The organism is Pseudomonas sp. LAIL14HWK12:I1, from assembly GCF_003202095.1.
Lineage (GTDB): Bacteria > Pseudomonadota > Gammaproteobacteria > Pseudomonadales > Pseudomonadaceae > Aquipseudomonas > Aquipseudomonas monteilii.
On record NZ_QJKG01000008.1, the window covers coordinates 221,748 to 236,214 of the forward strand.

Below are 14,467 nucleotides of genomic sequence, written 5' to 3' on the forward strand. Positions count from 1 at the left end.
AAAGCCCTGTTCCGTAACGGTTAAGGGCTTTGTCATAAAGGTCTCAGACAGCCGAAAATCGATAAAGTTTCACAGCAAATACAGTAACTTAGAGAATTGTGTACAACTCGTGTTACTCGTCGGATTTCCATTGCCAGCCACGCTCGATAGCCTCACATTCGCCTCGTCATCCTTATGAGGCTCTCTTGATGAAGAAGTACTCCTCGATTCTGTTGTTGTCTTTTAGCTTGCTCAGCGGCGTGGCCATGGCAGGCGGCACCACCGAGGCCGGCATTGGCGGCGCATTGGGTGGGGTACTGGGCTCAGTGGTGGGCAACTCCATCGGTGGTAGCACCGGTGGCGCCATTGGTGCCGGTCTTGGCGGCGCAGCCGGCGGTGCCTTGGGCGCCGACAAGCGCCAGCGCGGTGAGGCCGCTATCGGCGGCGCACTGGGCGCTGCAGGCGGTAACGTGGTGGGGCGCTCGGTGGGCGGCACCACCGGTAGCTACATTGGCGCAGCAGCCGGCGGTGGTGCCGGTGGCGCACTGGGTAACTACATGGGCAAGGAGGCCGACAGGGACGACTACCACGATGGCCGCCGTTACCGTCGTGGCTACGACGACGACCGTCGCCACTGGGACCGTGGGCACCACTACGGCCACCGCAAGCACAAGCGCCACTGGCGCGACTAATGCCTGAGGGCCTCGCCCCGGCAACAAAAAGCCCCGCCCCCTGCCGGCGGGGCTTTTTTATACCTGTGGTTCCAGCACCAGGCCGGACAGGATCACCTGCAGCGCCTCTGGCAGCGTCACAGGCCGGCCACTGGCACGTTCGATGAACACCTGCACCACCGTGCCTGCCGCGCACGCCTCCGGCTCGCCTGGGCGGAACAGCGCCAGGCGGTACTCCACCGTACTGCCCGCCAGGCGCGTCACGCCCAAGCCCACCTCCAGCACATCCGGGAAGCCCGGCAGCGCGTAGAAGTCCGCCGCCGAACTGACCACGAAGGCCGCCAGTTCACCGTCACGCAGGTCCAGCTCGGCCTGCTCTACAAGAAACGCTTGAATGGCCGTTTCGAAGAAGCCATGCACGGTGGCGCCGGCGATATGGCCGTTCAGGTCGTTGTCCTGAGGGCGGGTAAGGATGGGGTGGAAGTGGGAGAAGGCAGTGCGCTGAGGGGATTCGGTCATCTGTCTGGCTCTAGTCTTCGCAATTGGTGCTGACAGTGAAACAGAAAATCCAGCTTTGCGCTGCCTGAGCTCCCACAATGACCGCACCGGTCTGCAGAAACAAAAAAGCCGCCCCTAAGGGCGGCTCTCTCGTTGCGCGGGTTCAGCTTACAGCTGTGGACCAGCAGCCTTGATGGCGTCGGAAACTTCAAACTTCTTGAAGTTTTCGATGAACAGCTTGGCCAGGCCTTTGGCGGCCTCGTCGTAGGCCGCTTTGTCAGCCCAGTTGGTGCGCGGGTTGAGCAGCTCGGTTTCAACGCCCGGAACGGCCTTAGGCACGTCCAGGTTGATGATGTCCAGGTGCTCGGTTTCAGCACCGATCAGCGCGCCGCTCTGGATCGCAGCGATCACGGCACGGGTAGTCGGGATGCTGAAGCGCTTGCCAACGCCGTAGCCACCGCCGGTCCAGCCGGTGTTGACCAGGTAGACCTTGGAGTTGAAGCCGTTGATACGCTTGATCAGCAGCTCGGCATACTCGCCAGCCGGGCGCGGGAAGAACGGTGCGCCGAAGCAGGTGGAGAAGGTCGACTTGATGCCGCCGCCCGAACCCATTTCGGTCGAACCGACCAACGCGGTGTAGCCGGACAGGAAGTGGTAGGCCGCCTGCTCGTTGTTCAGGATCGAAACCGGTGGCAGAACACCGGTCAGGTCGCAGGTCAGGAAGATGACTGCGTTAGGCTCGCCGCCCAGGTTCGCTTCGGAACGCTTGGCAACGTGCTCCAGCGGGTAGGCCGCACGGCTGTTCTGGGTCAGGCTGACATCGGTGTAGTCGGCGTGCTTGTTGGCGTCGAGCACGACGTTTTCCAGCACCGCACCGTGCTTGATGGCTTTCCAGATGACCGGCTCGTTCTTCTCGGACAGGTCGATGCACTTGGCGTAGCAGCCGCCTTCCATGTTGAAGACAACGCCTTCGCCCCAACCGTGCTCGTCGTCACCGATCAGGTAACGGCTTTCGTCGGCCGACAGGGTGGTCTTGCCAGTACCGGACAGGCCGAAGAACAGGGTCACATCGCCTTCTTCGCCGATGTTGGCCGCGCAGTGCATCGGCAGCACGTCGGCAGCTGGCAGCAGGAAGTTCTGCACCGAGAACATGGCTTTCTTCATTTCGCCGGCGTAGCGCATGCCAGCGATCAGCACCTTCTTCTGGGCGAAGTTGATGATCACACAACCATCGGAATTGGTGCCGTCACGCTCAGGCTCGCAGACGAAGTTGGCGACGTTCAGGACCTGCCACTGGTCGCGACCAGCCGGGTTGAACTGCTCCGGGTTGATGAACAGGCAACGGCCGAACAGGTTCTGCCAGGCAGTCTGGGTGGTCATCTTAACCGGCAGGTAGTGCTCGGCGGCCGCCCCTACGTGAACGTAGGAAACGAAGTGATCCTGGGCGTTGTTGAACGCCTCGACGCGGTCCCACAGGGCATCGAACTTGTCGGCCGGGAACTTGCGGTTGATCGGGCCCCAGGAAATGGCGTCCTGGGTGGAAGGTTCTTCGACGATGAAACGGTCAGCCGGCGAACGGCCAGTACGGTGACCAGTCTCCACGACCAGTGCACCAGTATCGGCTAGTACGCCTTCACCGCGTTGCAGCGCTTCTTTTACCAGCTCATCGACGCTCAGGTCGGTGTACACGGTGTTGTTGGCTTGCGTCATGAGATACCCCATCCGGCCCGAGGCCGAGTGCTCCAAACGTTTTGTAGTTGTCTTGAAAAAACTACTACAGCGAAAAAAGTGGCCGGATTATGCCAGAAACGCCCAAAAAAAGTAGGCCCCTCCTGTCGTAACCGCGCTTTTGCGCAATTCGACAGGAGATTTCCCTGCAATTAAACGTTTCAGTGACGAGTTTCTGAGGCGACGTCCGTGCCACCACCGGCAAACAGTTGCGCCACATCGCTGGCATCGAAGAAATAGCGCTCGTTGCAGAACTGGCAATCGATCTCCACCGTCCCGCCGCATTCTTCCACCAACGCCTTGGCGTCGTGCTCACCCAGGCTGACCAGCGCATTACCGGAGCGCTCGCGCGAGCAGCTGCAATTGAAGCGCAGTGGCTGGATATCGAACAGGCGCACGGCGTCTTCGTGGTACAGGCGGTGCAGCAGGGTTTCATTGTCCAGCGCCCACTCATCAGCCTTGAGCGTGGTGGCCAATGCCACGACGTGCTGCCAGCTTTCTTCACGCTCTTCGTCGTCCGGCTGACGATCACGCGGCAGTTGCTGCAGCAGCAGGCCACGGGCCTTGCCGGCTTCGGCATTGAGCCAGAAGCGGGTATTGAGCTGTTGCGACTGAACGAAGTAGTTGGTGAAGCACTCCGACAGGTTGGCGCCATCGAGGTCCACGGTGCCCTGGTAGCGCTGGCCCTTGACCGGATCGATGGTCAGGGTCAGGTGGCCGTCGGGCATCAACTGCGACAGGGTGGCATCTGCCGGAATCTGGTCTGCCTCGTAACGGGCCATGCCGCGGATGTCGCGGTCACCGGAACATTCCACCATCAGCAGGGGAATCGGCCCTGCGGAACGCGCCTGCAGAATCAGCAGGCCATCGAACTTCAATGCTCCCACCAGCAAGGCGGTGGCGGCCATCAGTTCGCCAAGCAGTGCCTTGACCGGCTGAGGGTACTCATGACGCGCCAGCACCGCAGCGTAGCTGTCGTCGAGAGACACCCACTCGCCGCGCACATCGCGCTCGTCGAAGATGAAACGTTGGGTGAAATCGGTATCAGGCAAATCGCTCATAGGTTTTGGCTATCTAAAAATGGTGACAAAATGGTTACAAGGGTTATCGAAAAACCTGCGAGAACCCGTGACAGAGCGATCACAAGTCGCTCCGATTTCTGTTTGCAATAGAGGTATTTTATGGACAATCGACCACTGTTCCAAGCAAGGTGGTCCTTGGGGCCATTGGCAGCCTGCACGCTGCTACCCATCGCTCTACTGTGTTTCTGGTTATGGCCCATTGGCCAGATCTTGTGCCTGACTTTCGACGAGTGGCTGTTCCACAGCCTCAATGCGCCGCTGGCCGACAGCACTACCTGGCGCTACATCTGGACCGTCGGCAGCCTGCGCCCGTTCGACATCGTTGTCGGTCTGATCCTTCTGGCGGTGCTTATCCGTGGCGACTGGGTGTTCAAGGCCGCTCAAGTTCGCCAGGCCTTTTTCGGCTTTCTGGTCACGCTACTCCTCTTAGTGGTGATTCGTGCGCTGTTTTCCAAGTGGGTGGATGCAGCAGGATGGCAACACAAGAGCCCGTCGATGATGTTTGACGACGTCGTCCACCTCAGTGACTACTACCCGAACCTGGAGGCAGCCTGGGAGCTGAAAGACCGTTCCAGCAAGAGTTTCCCGGGGGATCACGCCTCGGTGTTGCTGATCTGGGCGCTGTTCATGAGCGTGTTCAGCCGCCGGCTGGTGCAGTACCTGGTGATCTGGGGGCTGGCAGTGCTGTTCATGTTGCCGCGCCTGGTGGCCGGTGCTCACTGGGGGCAGGACGACTACATCGGCGGGTTGCTGATGGCGGTGCTGGCGTTGGGGTGGAGCTATTACACGCCGCTGGCGGCCAAGGGTAGCGCAGCGTTGATGCGCTGGACGGCGCCATTGTTCAACATCGCGGCCAAGCTACCGTTGGTCAGGCGATTGGCGGTTATCCGCTAAATCGTTGGGGCCGCTTTGCGGCCCCATTCAATCAAAGCTCCCATGCAGCTGGTGAATCTGCCGACGCTGCTTCTTGGTCGGCCGGCCATCGGTGGTCACGCCCATGGCCCCAGCCTTGCGCATTTCAGCTGCCTGCTCGCGCCGGCGCACACTTTCTTCGGTTTCCTCGTATAACGTCTGCGCCTCCGGCGCCCCACGCCGCACCACCGACAACGCCTTCACCACCACGGTGCGTTCGTCAAACCCGGTGCGCAGCACAAATTCGTCCCCCACACGCGGCTCCTTGCCCGGCTTGCAACGCTCGCCCCGGCAATGCACCTTGCCACTCTCGATCGCCGCCTTGGCCAGCGCCCGCGTCTTGTAGAAGCGCGCCGCCCACAGCCACTTGTCCAGACGAACCTTGTCGTCGTCTTCGGCTTTTTGTGCCATCCCGTTACCTCGAACACTGTGTTTCATCGAACTGTACTACCGTAACCAGCGGATGCAAAAAATCCCCGCCGTGCTTACAGTTCACCACCTCATTCGCAGGGTGCGCTTCGTGAAGACATTTGACCATTTGACTGTGATCGGCCTGCGCGAGTGGGTCGCCCTGCCTGACCTCGGCGTGGCCGGGTTGCGCGCCAAGATCGACACCGGCGCCAGTACCTCCAGCCTGCACGCCACCGAGGTGGAACCCTTCGAGCGCGACGGCCAGCCCTGGGTCCGCTTCACGGCGCACCTGGGCTCGGTGGTACAACTGCGTCACCGCCGTTGCGAAGCGCCGCTGGTGACCATGAAAACCATCAAGAGCTCCAACGGCCAGGCCCAGACCCGTTATGTCATCCGCACGTCACTGGCCTTGGGCGATGGTGTCTGGGAAGTGGAGTTCACCCTGGCCTGCCGCAAGAACATGCGCTACCGCCTGTTGCTGGGTTCCAAGGCCCTGATTCACGGCCAGTTGGTGGTCAACCCTGGCCTGAAATACGTACAAGACAAACCGGCCTTTCCGGCCACTCTTTCTCCTGCCACAGGTGCTGCATGAAGATCGCTGTGCTGTCGCGCAATCCGCGTCTGTATTCCACCCGCCGCCTGGTCGAAGCCGGTACCCAGCGCGGTCACGAAATGGTGGTGATCGATACCCTGCGGGCCTACATGAACATTGCCAGCCACAAGCCGCAGATCCACTACCGCGGCAAGCCGCTGGAAGGTTTCGACGCGGTCATCCCGCGTATCGGTGCCTCGGTCACCTTCTACGGCTGCGCAGTCCTGCGCCAGTTCGAGATGATGGGGGTGTATCCGCTCAACGAGTCGGTGGCCATTGCCCGCTCGCGCGACAAACTGCGCTCGTTGCAATTGCTGTCACGACGCGGCATTGGCCTGCCGATCACCGGTTTCGCCCATTCGCCGGACGATATCCCCGACCTGATCCAGATGGTCAATGGTGCCCCGCTGGTGATCAAGGTGCTGGAAGGTACCCAAGGCATTGGTGTGGTGCTGTGTGAAACCACCCAGGCGGCCGAGTCGGTGATCGAGGCGTTCATGGGCCTGAAGCAGAACATCATGGTTCAGGAATACATCAAGGAGGCCGGTGGCGCCGACATTCGCTGCTTCGTGGTGGGCGACAAGGTGATTGCCTCGATGAAGCGCCAGGCCAAGCCGGGCGAGTTCCGCTCCAACCTGCACCGGGGGGGCGTCGCCAGCCTTATCAAGATTACCCCTGAAGAGCGGATTACCGCGATTCGTGCAGCCAAGGTGATGGGGTTGAGTGTGGCGGGTGTGGATATCCTGCGTTCCAACCATGGCCCGCTGGTGATGGAGGTGAACTCGTCACCGGGGCTGGAAGGCATTGAGGTGACCACCGGCAAGAACGTGGCCGGGATGATCATCGAGCACCTGGAGAAGAACGGCGGGCCTAATCAGACCCGGACCAAGGGTAAGGGCTGAAATTGTGGGGCTGCTTTGCAGCCCCAGCAATCACACAGCATTACGCGGTAACAACAACCCTAGCGGCAACCGCACCCGCGCCTCGATCCCACCACCGGACCGGTTGCGCAGCTCTACATTCCCGCCATGCTGCGCCGCGATCCGCTTGACGATCGCCAGCCCCAGCCCGGTGCCCTTGCCACCCCGCGCCCGGTCACCACGAATGAACGGGTTGAAGATGGTCTCCAGCTCCGATTCGTCGATCCCTGTGCCACGGTCCAGCACGCTCAGCACCACATACGGCGCACTCTCGTCACCCGACACATAGGCCGCCACCTCGACCCCTTTGCCAGCGTGGTGAAGCGCATTGCCGATCAGGTTGCCCAACATGCGCTTGAGCGAAACCCGGCGCAGCGGAAATGGCGGAATAGGCTCCAGGCAAAGGCGCACACGTTCTTCCGGCTGGTTGTACGGCGCCACCACTTCGCGCACAAGGTCCGCCAGGTCGACCTCTTCTACCGGCTCGTCACGGCCATCGCGGATAAAGGCCAGGAACTGATCGAGGATGGCGTCCATGTCTTCGATATCGCGGACCATGTCCTCGCTCAAGTCGCTGTCGCTGTTCAGCAGTGACAGCGACAGGCGCAAACGGGTCAGCGGTGTGCGCAGGTCATGGGAAACCCCGGCCAGCATCAGCTCACGCTCGCGGCCGGCCTGCTCGACGTCCTCGGCCATCTGGTTGAAGGCCTTGTACACCTCGGTCATTTCGCTGGGCGTATCGCTGATCGGCAGGCGCACGCTGCGCCCCTGGCCCAGCTGACGAGCGGCGAACACCAGGCGCTTGAGCGGCTGGTTCAACTGGCGCACGAAAATCCACGCCGAAGCGGTGGACAGCAGGCCAATGGCCAGGAACCAGCCCAGTACGTTCCAGATTTTCTGCCCGCGCAGCGGGTGCGGGTACAGCGGCACTTTCAGCCAGCCGGGGCCCAGGCTTGGCGCATTGACCCACAACGCCGGTGGCGCGTGAATGCGCAGCCGAACCTCGGTGTCCTCGCCCAGCTCCGCCTGCATCTGCCGCTGGTAGATCTCGCTGTAGGGCCAGTGCTGTTCACCCTCGGGCACACCCGAGCCGGTCACGCGGATAAGGCCAGCCGCCTCGGCAATCTTGTCGCGGTTTTCTTCGTCGGCAGCCCAATAGGCACGCAAGGTCAGCGCCACACCGTGGCTGTACTGACGGTCGACCAGCACGTCCTCGTTCATCAGCAGGTAGACCAGGGTCAAGGCCTTGCTGAACAGGACCACGATCAACACCAGCCACAGGGTGCGGGCGAAGAAGCTTTGCGGAAACCAGAGCGGGGTTTTCATCGACGGCCAGGCATCATTTACCGGCGTTTCCGTCTGGCACGAACACGTAGCCCACGCCCCAGACGGTCTGGATGTAACGCGGCTTGGACGGGTCCGGCTCGATCATGCGGCGCAGGCGCGAGATCTGCACGTCGATGGAGCGCTCCAGTGCATCCCACTCGCGGCCACGGGCCAGGTTCATCAGCTTGTCGCGGGTCAGCGGTTCGCGGGCGTGCATCACCAAGGCCTTGAGCACGGCGAACTCACCGGTGGTGAGCATGTGCACTTCATCGCCACGCTTGAGTTCGCGGGTAGCCAGCGACAGCTCGTAATCACCGAAAGTGACCGATTCGTCTTCGCTACCCGGTGCCCCCGGTACAGCGGGTGCCTGGCGGCGCAGCACGGCCTTGACGCGGGCCATCAGCTCGTCCGGGTTGAACGGCTTGCCCAGGTAGTCGTCGGCGCCCAGCTCCAGGCCTTTGATACGGCTCAACTCATCGCCTTTTGCGGTGAGCATGATGATCGGGATCTGGTTGTTCTGCTGGCGCAGGCGCTTGCATGCGGACAGGCCATCTTCGCCCGGCAGCATCAGGTCGAGCACCACCAGGTTGAACACCTCGCGCTGCAGCAGGCGGTCCATCTGTTCGGTATTGGGCACTGCACGGGCACGGTAGCCCTTGCTGGTGAAGAAACGTTCCAGCAGGCTGCTTAGCCCCGGGTCGTCGTCGACGATGAGAATCTTGTCACCTTCAGCGGTGTTTGCGGTGCCGGTCATGAATAACTCCTCTGATATCGCCGCGCATTATGGCGTAGCCATTGCTGCACGTTGCGTGAGCATTGTTAGCAGATTTTTCCCCGGACGCCAGTTCCGGCTGGCCGGGCGCCATCACCGCAAGCCGTTTGCGATGGGTATAATGCGCGGCTTTCATCCAGCGCCGCCGGGCGAAAAGCCCACAGGCGACCCCCGTATTCACAAATGTCAGGTGGTTTACATGGACAGCATCAACAGCCGTATCGCCGAGGAACTGGGCGTACGCCCCCAGCAGGTCGAGGCGGCCGTGGGCCTGTTGGACGAAGGCTCGACCGTGCCTTTCATCGCCCGTTATCGCAAGGAAGTGACCGGTAGCCTGGACGACACCCAACTGCGCCATCTGGAAGAGCGCCTGCGCTACCTGCGCGAACTCGACGAGCGCCGCGCCAGCATCCTGTCCAGCATCGAGGAACAAGGCAAGCTGACCCCGGAGCTGGCCCGCGAAATCAAGCTGGCCGACACCAAGACCCGCCTCGAAGACCTGTACCTGCCGTACAAGCAAAAGCGCCGCACCAAGGGCCAGATCGCCCTGGAAGCCGGCCTGGGCGAACTGGCCGACGGCCTGTTCAACGACCCGACCCTGGCACCGGAAAGCGAAGCCGCACGCTTCGTCAACGCCGAAAAAGGCGTGGCCGACGTCAAGGCTGCGCTGGAAGGCGCCAAGTACATCCTGATGGAGCGTTTCGCCGAAGACGCCTCGCTGCTCGAAAAACTGCGCAACTTCCTCAAGCAGGAGTCGGTGCTCAGCGCCCGCGTGGTAGCTGGCAAGGAAGAAGAAGGCGCCAAGTTCCGCGACTACTTCGCCCACGACGAACCGCTGCGCACCGCCCCGTCACACCGCGCCCTGGCAATCTTCCGCGGGCGCAACGAAGGCGTGCTGAGCGCCTCGCTGAAAGTGGGCGAAGAGCTGCCTGGCACCCTGCACCCGTGCGAAGTGATGATAGGCAACCACGTCGGCATCGAAAACCGCAGCCGCCCGGCCGACAAGTGGCTGGGAGAGGTGGTGCGCTGGACCTGGAAGGTCAAGCTGTACACCCACCTGGAAACCGACCTGTTCGGCGAGTTGCGCGACAACGCCGAAGGCGAGGCGATCAACGTGTTCGCCCACAATCTGCACGACCTGCTGCTGGCCGCCCCGGCCGGCCCGCGCGCCACCCTGGGCTTCGACCCGGGCCTGCGCACCGGCTGCAAGATCGCCGTGGTCGATTCCACCGGCAAGCTGCTGGACCACACCACGGTCTACCCGCACGCGCCGAAAAATGACTGGGACCGCACCCTGTCCATCATGGCCGCGCTGTGCGCCAAGCACTCGGTGGAGCTGGTCGCCATCGGCAACGGCACCGCCAGCCGCGAAAGCGACAAGCTGGTGGCCGAGCTGGTCAAAAAATACCCAGCGTTGAAAATCACCAAAATCATGGTCTCCGAAGCCGGTGCTTCGGTGTACTCGGCGTCGGAACTGGCCGCCCGCGAGTTCCCGGACCTGGACGTGTCGATCCGAGGCGCCGTGTCGATCGCCCGCCGCCTGCAGGACCCACTGGCAGAGCTGGTGAAGATCGACCCGAAATCCATCGGTGTCGGCCAGTACCAGCACGACGTGTCCCAGTTGAAACTGGCGCGTAGCCTGGATGCCGTGGTCGAGGACTGCGTGAACGCCGTGGGCGTGGACGTGAACACCGCCTCGGTGGCGCTGCTGACCCGTATTTCCGGCCTTAACGCCACGCTGGCGCAGAATATCGTCGCCCACCGCGATGCCAACGGCCCGTTCGCTACCCGTGCAGCCCTGAAAAAGGTCAGCCGCCTCGGTGAGAAAACCTTCGAACAAGCCGCCGGCTTCCTGCGTGTGATGAACGGCGACAACCCGCTGGACGCCTCTGCAGTACACCCCGAGGCCTACCCGCTGGTGCAACGCATTGCCGCCGACACCGACCGCGACATCCGTTCGCTGATCGGCGACAGCAGCTTCCTCAAGCGCCTGGACCCGAAAAAGTTCACCGACGAAACCTTCGGCCTGCCGACCGTCACCGACATCCTGCAGGAGCTGGACAAGCCGGGCCGCGACCCACGCCCCGAGTTCAAGACCGCCACCTTCCAGGACGGCGTTGAAGACCTCAAGGACCTGGAGCCGGGCATGATCCTCGAAGGCGTGGTCACCAACGTCACCAACTTTGGCGCCTTCGTCGACATCGGCGTACACCAGGACGGCCTGGTCCACATCTCGGCGCTGTCGGAAAAGTTCGTCAAGGACCCGCGTGAAGCGGTCAAGGCTGGCGACGTGGTCAAGGTCAAGGTCATGGAAGTGGACATCCCGCGCAAGCGCGTCGGCCTGTCCATGCGCATGAGCGACACACCGGGCGAAAAGGTCGAAGGCAACCGCGGCGGCAACCGTGGCAATGGCGGCAACCGTCAGCAGCAGGCCCCGCGCCAGCGTGAAACCGCCACTGCCGCACCGGCCAACAACGCCATGGCCGCCCTGTTCGCCAACGCCAAGCAGCTGAAGAAGAAGTGATGGACGTACCACGCGAATACGTCGAGAGCGCCTTCAGCCAACTGCTGGGCTGCCGCCTGCAACGCCTGGAAACCGGTGTTGCCGAGGTAGCCCTGGCGCTTGAGCCGCACTTGCGCAACCGGGGCCAGAAGCTGCACGGCGGGGCGATCTTCAGCCTGGTGGACATCGCCATGGGCCTGGCCTGCTCGGCCAACCATGGCTTTGACCGGCAAAGCGTCACCATCGAGTGCAAGATCAACTACATGCGCGCCGTCAGTGACGGCGAAGTGCTGTGTACCGCCCGCGTGCTGCACGCCGGGCGGCGTACCCTGGTGGTCGACGCTGACGTAGTCCAGGGCGACAAACTGGTGGCAAAAGCGCAAGGAACCTTCGCGGTTCTCTAGCTCACCAAGCTGTATCTGCGGTATTTTCAGCAGTGCGCTGGCCCTGCTGGAACCGCGTAAACCAGGCGACAACGCCAGTTCCTTTCTTCCTACCCTTGTAGACCGTTATCTCTACCCCCATATTGGGGCGACTGACGCGTGAAGGAATACATCTTGAGCGACCTCCTCAACCGCCGCCTGAGCCTGCTCGGCGCCAATCTCTCCCTGCTCAAGCAGTGCCTGCACGGTATTGAGCGCGAATGCCTGCGCGTGACCGACGAAGGTCGCCTGGCCCAGACCCCGCACCCGGAAGCCCTGGGGTCGGCGCTGACCAACGAGCAGATCACTACCGATTATTCCGAGTCGCTGCTGGAGTTCATCACCCCAGCCCTGCCCGACCCGGCCAAGGTGCTCGAAAGCCTCGAACAGACCCACCGCTTCGTCTACAGCAAGCTGGGCGACGAATACCTGTGGAGCCCGTCGATGCCGTGCACGCTGCCGGCCGAAGAGGACATCCCGATCGCCGAGTACGGCAGCTCGAACATCGGCAAGCTCAAGCACGTGTACCGCAAAGGCCTGGCCCTGCGCTACGGTCGCACCATGCAGTGCATCGCCGGTATTCATTACAATTTCTCACTGCCCGAAGCCCTGTGGCCGCTGCTGCGCGAAGCCGAAGGCAGCACTGAAGACAACCGCGACTACCAGTCGTCGGCTTACATCGCCCTGATCCGCAATTTCCGCCGCTACAGCTGGCTGCTGATGTACCTGTTCGGCGCTTCGCCAGCCCTGGACAAAGGCTTCCTGCGTGGCCGCCCGCACCAGCTCGAAGAGCTGGACGCCGAAACCCTGTTCCTGCCCTACGCCACCAGCCTGCGCATGAGTGACCTGGGCTATCAGAGCAACGCCCAGGCCGGCCTCACGCCGTGCTACAACAACCTGGCCAGCTACACCGACAGCCTGCGCAAGGCAGTCGGCACGCCCTACCCGCCATACGTTGAAGTGGGCACGCACGTGGACGGCGAGTGGGTGCAGCTGAACACCAACATCCTGCAGATCGAAAACGAGTACTACTCGAACATTCGCCCCAAACGGGTCACCTACACCGGCGAACGGCCGATCCAGGCCCTGACCTCGCGTGGCGTGCAGTACGTGGAAGTGCGTTGCCTGGACATCAACCCGTTCCTGCCGGTAGGCATCGACCTGCCTGAGGCACGCTTCCTCGATGCGTTCCTGCTGTTCTGCGCACTGGAAGACAGCCCGCAGCTGGACAACGGCGAATGCGGCCAGTGCACCAGCAACTTCCTGACCGTGGTCAAGGAAGGCCGCCGCCCGGGCCTGGAGCTGCACCGCAATGGCCAGCCGATCAGCCTGAAAGACTGGGCCAGCGAACTGATTCAGCGTATTCGACCGTTGGCCGACCTGCTCGACCAGGCGCAAGGTGGTGAGGATCACGCCAAGGCCCTGGATGCGCAGCAGGCCAAGGTCGACGACGCTTCGCTGACCCCGTCGGCCCAGGTGCTGGCACGCATGACCGAACACGACGAAAGCTTCGTCCAGTTCTCTCTGCGCCAAAGCCGGATCCACGCCGACACGTTCCGCGAGCAGCCTCTGAGCAACGAGCAACAGCAGGCGTTCGAAACACTGGCCCGTGAATCGCTTGCCAAGCAGTCCGAGCTGGAACAGGAAGAAGTCGGTGACTTCGACTTGTTCGTCGGTGCCTACCAGGCCAGTATCCTGGCGATCAGCAACTGATGACCCGTACCGCCACCCCGCGCAAGCCGCGCGCCAGCAGCCAGGCTAGAATCGAAGCGATCCTGACGGCTGCACGCGAGTTGCTGGCAGAGCAAGGAGTGGCGGCACTGTCCATCTACAGCGTGGCCGAACGGGCACAGATTCCGCCGTCGTCGGTGTATCACTTCTTCGCCAGCGTGCCAGCGTTGCTGGAAGCACTGACTGCCGACATACACCGGGCCTTTCGCGAAGCACTGAGTGCACCGATCGACAGCAGCGCGTTCAGCACCTGGCACGAACTGTCACGGCTCATCGAAGAACGCATGCTGTGTATCTATAACCAAGATGCTGCGGCGCGGCAGCTAATCCTGGCCCAGCATGGGCTGAGCGAAGTGGTGCAGGCCGATCGGCAGCACGACATGGAACTGGGCGACTTGATGCACAAGTTGTTCGACCAGCATTTTCACCTGCCGGTGATGCCACTGGATGTGGATGTGTTTGCCCTGGCCATGGAACTGAGCGACCGGGTGTATGCGCGATCGGTGCAGTTGCACGAGACGATTACGCCGCGTATGGCCGAAGAGGGCAAGCGGGTGTGCGAGGCGTATCTGGGGTTGTATCTGCCGCCGTTTCTGGCCAAGCGTTCCAGCTGAAAATGATCGGGGCCGCGTTGCGGCCCTTCGCGGGCGTGCCAGCAAAGGGCTGCAAAGCAGCCCCATTGGCCTATTTTCATCACAGCTTGGCGATAGACACTTCAGTCGATTTCACGAAAGCAATCACTTCGCTGCCAACCTGCAATTCCAGCTCCCTCACAGAACGGGTGGTGATGACCGAAGTCACGATCCCCGAGGCGGTCTGCACGTCGATTTCCGACAATACCGGGCCTTCGAGGATTTCTTTCACAGTGCCTTTGAACTGGTTACGGACGTTGATGGCTTTGATAGTCATGATTTGATTCC

General features: G+C 62.1%; 15 protein-coding genes. 8 read left to right on the forward strand and 7 right to left on the reverse strand.

The window, feature by feature from the left end; all coding sequences use genetic code 11:
* Positions 1-188: 188 nt before the first annotated feature.
* Positions 189-671, forward strand: a complete 483-nt coding sequence (locus tag D906_RS20255) for a glycine zipper domain-containing protein (RefSeq protein ID WP_019096891.1) — start codon at positions 189-191, stop codon at positions 669-671.
* 57 nt (positions 672-728) lie between these two features.
* Here the strand turns inward: D906_RS20255 and D906_RS20260 are convergent, their stop codons facing one another.
* From D906_RS20260 to hslO, 3 genes are all read right to left on the reverse strand, one after another.
* On the reverse strand, positions 729-1,169 hold the full coding sequence (locus D906_RS20260; RefSeq protein ID WP_019096892.1) for a thioesterase family protein: 441 nt from the start codon (positions 1,167-1,169) through the stop codon (positions 729-731).
* 147 nt (positions 1,170-1,316) lie between these two features.
* Positions 1,317-2,858, reverse strand: coding sequence for a phosphoenolpyruvate carboxykinase (locus D906_RS20265; RefSeq protein ID WP_019096893.1), 1,542 nt, complete (start codon positions 2,856-2,858; stop codon positions 1,317-1,319).
* A 179-nt stretch (positions 2,859-3,037) separates the two neighbouring features.
* Positions 3,038-3,937, reverse strand: a complete 900-nt coding sequence (gene hslO, locus D906_RS20270; protein ID WP_019096894.1) for an Hsp33 family molecular chaperone HslO — start codon at positions 3,935-3,937, stop codon at positions 3,038-3,040.
* 120 nt (positions 3,938-4,057) lie between these two features.
* Here hslO and D906_RS20275 point away from each other — a divergent pair, with 120 nt between their 5' ends.
* Positions 4,058-4,852, forward strand: a complete 795-nt coding sequence (locus D906_RS20275) for a phosphatase PAP2 family protein (protein ID WP_019096895.1) — start codon at positions 4,058-4,060, stop codon at positions 4,850-4,852.
* A gap of 27 nt (positions 4,853-4,879) precedes the next feature.
* On the opposite strand, the gene D906_RS20280 is transcribed toward D906_RS20275, so the two are convergent.
* Positions 4,880-5,281: an RNA-binding S4 domain-containing protein gene (locus tag D906_RS20280; RefSeq protein ID WP_016714465.1), complete on the reverse strand. Its 402-nt coding sequence runs from the start codon at positions 5,279-5,281 to the stop codon at positions 4,880-4,882.
* 109 nt (positions 5,282-5,390) lie between these two features.
* On the opposite strand from D906_RS20280, the gene D906_RS20285 reads away from it, so the two are divergent.
* Both D906_RS20285 and rimK read left to right on the forward strand, forming a co-directional pair.
* Positions 5,391-5,873 (forward strand): ATP-dependent zinc protease, encoded by a 483-nt coding sequence (locus D906_RS20285; RefSeq protein ID WP_025754077.1) that lies wholly within the window; start codon positions 5,391-5,393, stop codon positions 5,871-5,873.
* The gene (gene rimK / locus D906_RS20290) at positions 5,870-6,775 is read left to right on the forward strand and encodes a 30S ribosomal protein S6--L-glutamate ligase (RefSeq protein WP_012316721.1); all 906 of its coding nucleotides are present in this window, start codon (positions 5,870-5,872) and stop codon (positions 6,773-6,775) included. Before D906_RS20285 ends, rimK begins: the two co-directional genes overlap by 4 nt.
* 30 nt (positions 6,776-6,805) lie before the next feature.
* Here the strand turns inward: rimK and D906_RS20295 are convergent, their stop codons facing one another.
* A complete protein-coding gene (locus tag D906_RS20295; RefSeq protein WP_016714463.1) occupies positions 6,806-8,119 on the reverse strand; it encodes an ATP-binding protein in 1,314 nt (437 codons plus the stop codon).
* A 13-nt stretch (positions 8,120-8,132) separates the two neighbouring features.
* Positions 8,133-8,873: a two-component system response regulator OmpR gene (ompR, locus tag D906_RS20300; RefSeq protein ID WP_016484407.1), complete on the reverse strand. Its 741-nt coding sequence runs from the start codon at positions 8,871-8,873 to the stop codon at positions 8,133-8,135.
* Between the two features lie 217 nt (positions 8,874-9,090).
* Between ompR and D906_RS20305 the strand changes: the two genes are divergently transcribed.
* The 4 genes from D906_RS20305 to D906_RS20320 all read left to right on the forward strand — a co-directional run bounded on the left by D906_RS20305 (position 9,091) and on the right by D906_RS20320 (position 14,161).
* Positions 9,091-11,415: a Tex family protein gene (locus D906_RS20305; protein WP_027615953.1), complete on the forward strand. Its 2,325-nt coding sequence runs from the start codon at positions 9,091-9,093 to the stop codon at positions 11,413-11,415.
* A complete protein-coding gene (locus D906_RS20310) occupies positions 11,415-11,798 on the forward strand; it encodes a PaaI family thioesterase (RefSeq protein WP_019096897.1) in 384 nt (127 codons plus the stop codon). Before D906_RS20305 ends, D906_RS20310 begins: the two co-directional genes overlap by 1 nt.
* Before the next feature lie 153 nt (positions 11,799-11,951).
* Positions 11,952-13,529, forward strand: coding sequence for a glutamate--cysteine ligase (gshA, locus tag D906_RS20315; RefSeq protein ID WP_026020326.1), 1,578 nt, complete (start codon positions 11,952-11,954; stop codon positions 13,527-13,529).
* Positions 13,529-14,161 (forward strand): TetR/AcrR family transcriptional regulator, encoded by a 633-nt coding sequence (locus D906_RS20320; RefSeq protein WP_025754078.1) that lies wholly within the window; start codon positions 13,529-13,531, stop codon positions 14,159-14,161. Before gshA ends, D906_RS20320 begins: the two co-directional genes overlap by 1 nt.
* A 79-nt stretch (positions 14,162-14,240) precedes the next feature.
* On the opposite strand, the gene D906_RS20325 is transcribed toward D906_RS20320, so the two are convergent.
* On the reverse strand, positions 14,241-14,456 hold the full coding sequence (locus tag D906_RS20325; protein WP_003255829.1) for a molybdopterin-binding protein: 216 nt from the start codon (positions 14,454-14,456) through the stop codon (positions 14,241-14,243).
* Positions 14,457-14,467: the final 11 nt, after the last annotated feature.

Excerpts from the sequence above, each read along its gene's own strand:
- D906_RS20255 (WP_019096891.1), top strand. The coding sequence starts at position 189 with ATGAAGAAGTACTCCTCGATTCTGTTGTTGTCTTTTAGCTTGCTCAGC.
- D906_RS20260 (WP_019096892.1), bottom strand. The coding sequence starts at position 1,169 with ATGACCGAATCCCCTCAGCGCACTGCCTTCTCCCACTTCCACCCCATC.
- D906_RS20265 (WP_019096893.1), bottom strand. The coding sequence starts at position 2,858 with ATGACGCAAGCCAACAACACCGTGTACACCGACCTGAGCGTCGATGAG.
- hslO (WP_019096894.1), bottom strand. The coding sequence starts at position 3,937 with ATGAGCGATTTGCCTGATACCGATTTCACCCAACGTTTCATCTTCGAC.
- D906_RS20275 (WP_019096895.1), top strand. The coding sequence starts at position 4,058 with ATGGACAATCGACCACTGTTCCAAGCAAGGTGGTCCTTGGGGCCATTG.
- D906_RS20280 (WP_016714465.1), bottom strand. The coding sequence starts at position 5,281 with ATGGCACAAAAAGCCGAAGACGACGACAAGGTTCGTCTGGACAAGTGG.
- rimK (WP_012316721.1), top strand. The coding sequence starts at position 5,870 with ATGAAGATCGCTGTGCTGTCGCGCAATCCGCGTCTGTATTCCACCCGC.
- D906_RS20295 (WP_016714463.1), bottom strand. The coding sequence starts at position 8,119 with ATGAAAACCCCGCTCTGGTTTCCGCAAAGCTTCTTCGCCCGCACCCTG.
- ompR (WP_016484407.1), bottom strand. The coding sequence starts at position 8,873 with ATGACCGGCACCGCAAACACCGCTGAAGGTGACAAGATTCTCATCGTC.
- D906_RS20305 (WP_027615953.1), top strand. The coding sequence starts at position 9,091 with ATGGACAGCATCAACAGCCGTATCGCCGAGGAACTGGGCGTACGCCCC.
- D906_RS20310 (WP_019096897.1), top strand. The coding sequence starts at position 11,415 with ATGGACGTACCACGCGAATACGTCGAGAGCGCCTTCAGCCAACTGCTG.
- D906_RS20320 (WP_025754078.1), top strand. The coding sequence starts at position 13,529 with ATGACCCGTACCGCCACCCCGCGCAAGCCGCGCGCCAGCAGCCAGGCT.
- D906_RS20325 (WP_003255829.1), bottom strand. The coding sequence starts at position 14,456 with ATGACTATCAAAGCCATCAACGTCCGTAACCAGTTCAAAGGCACTGTG.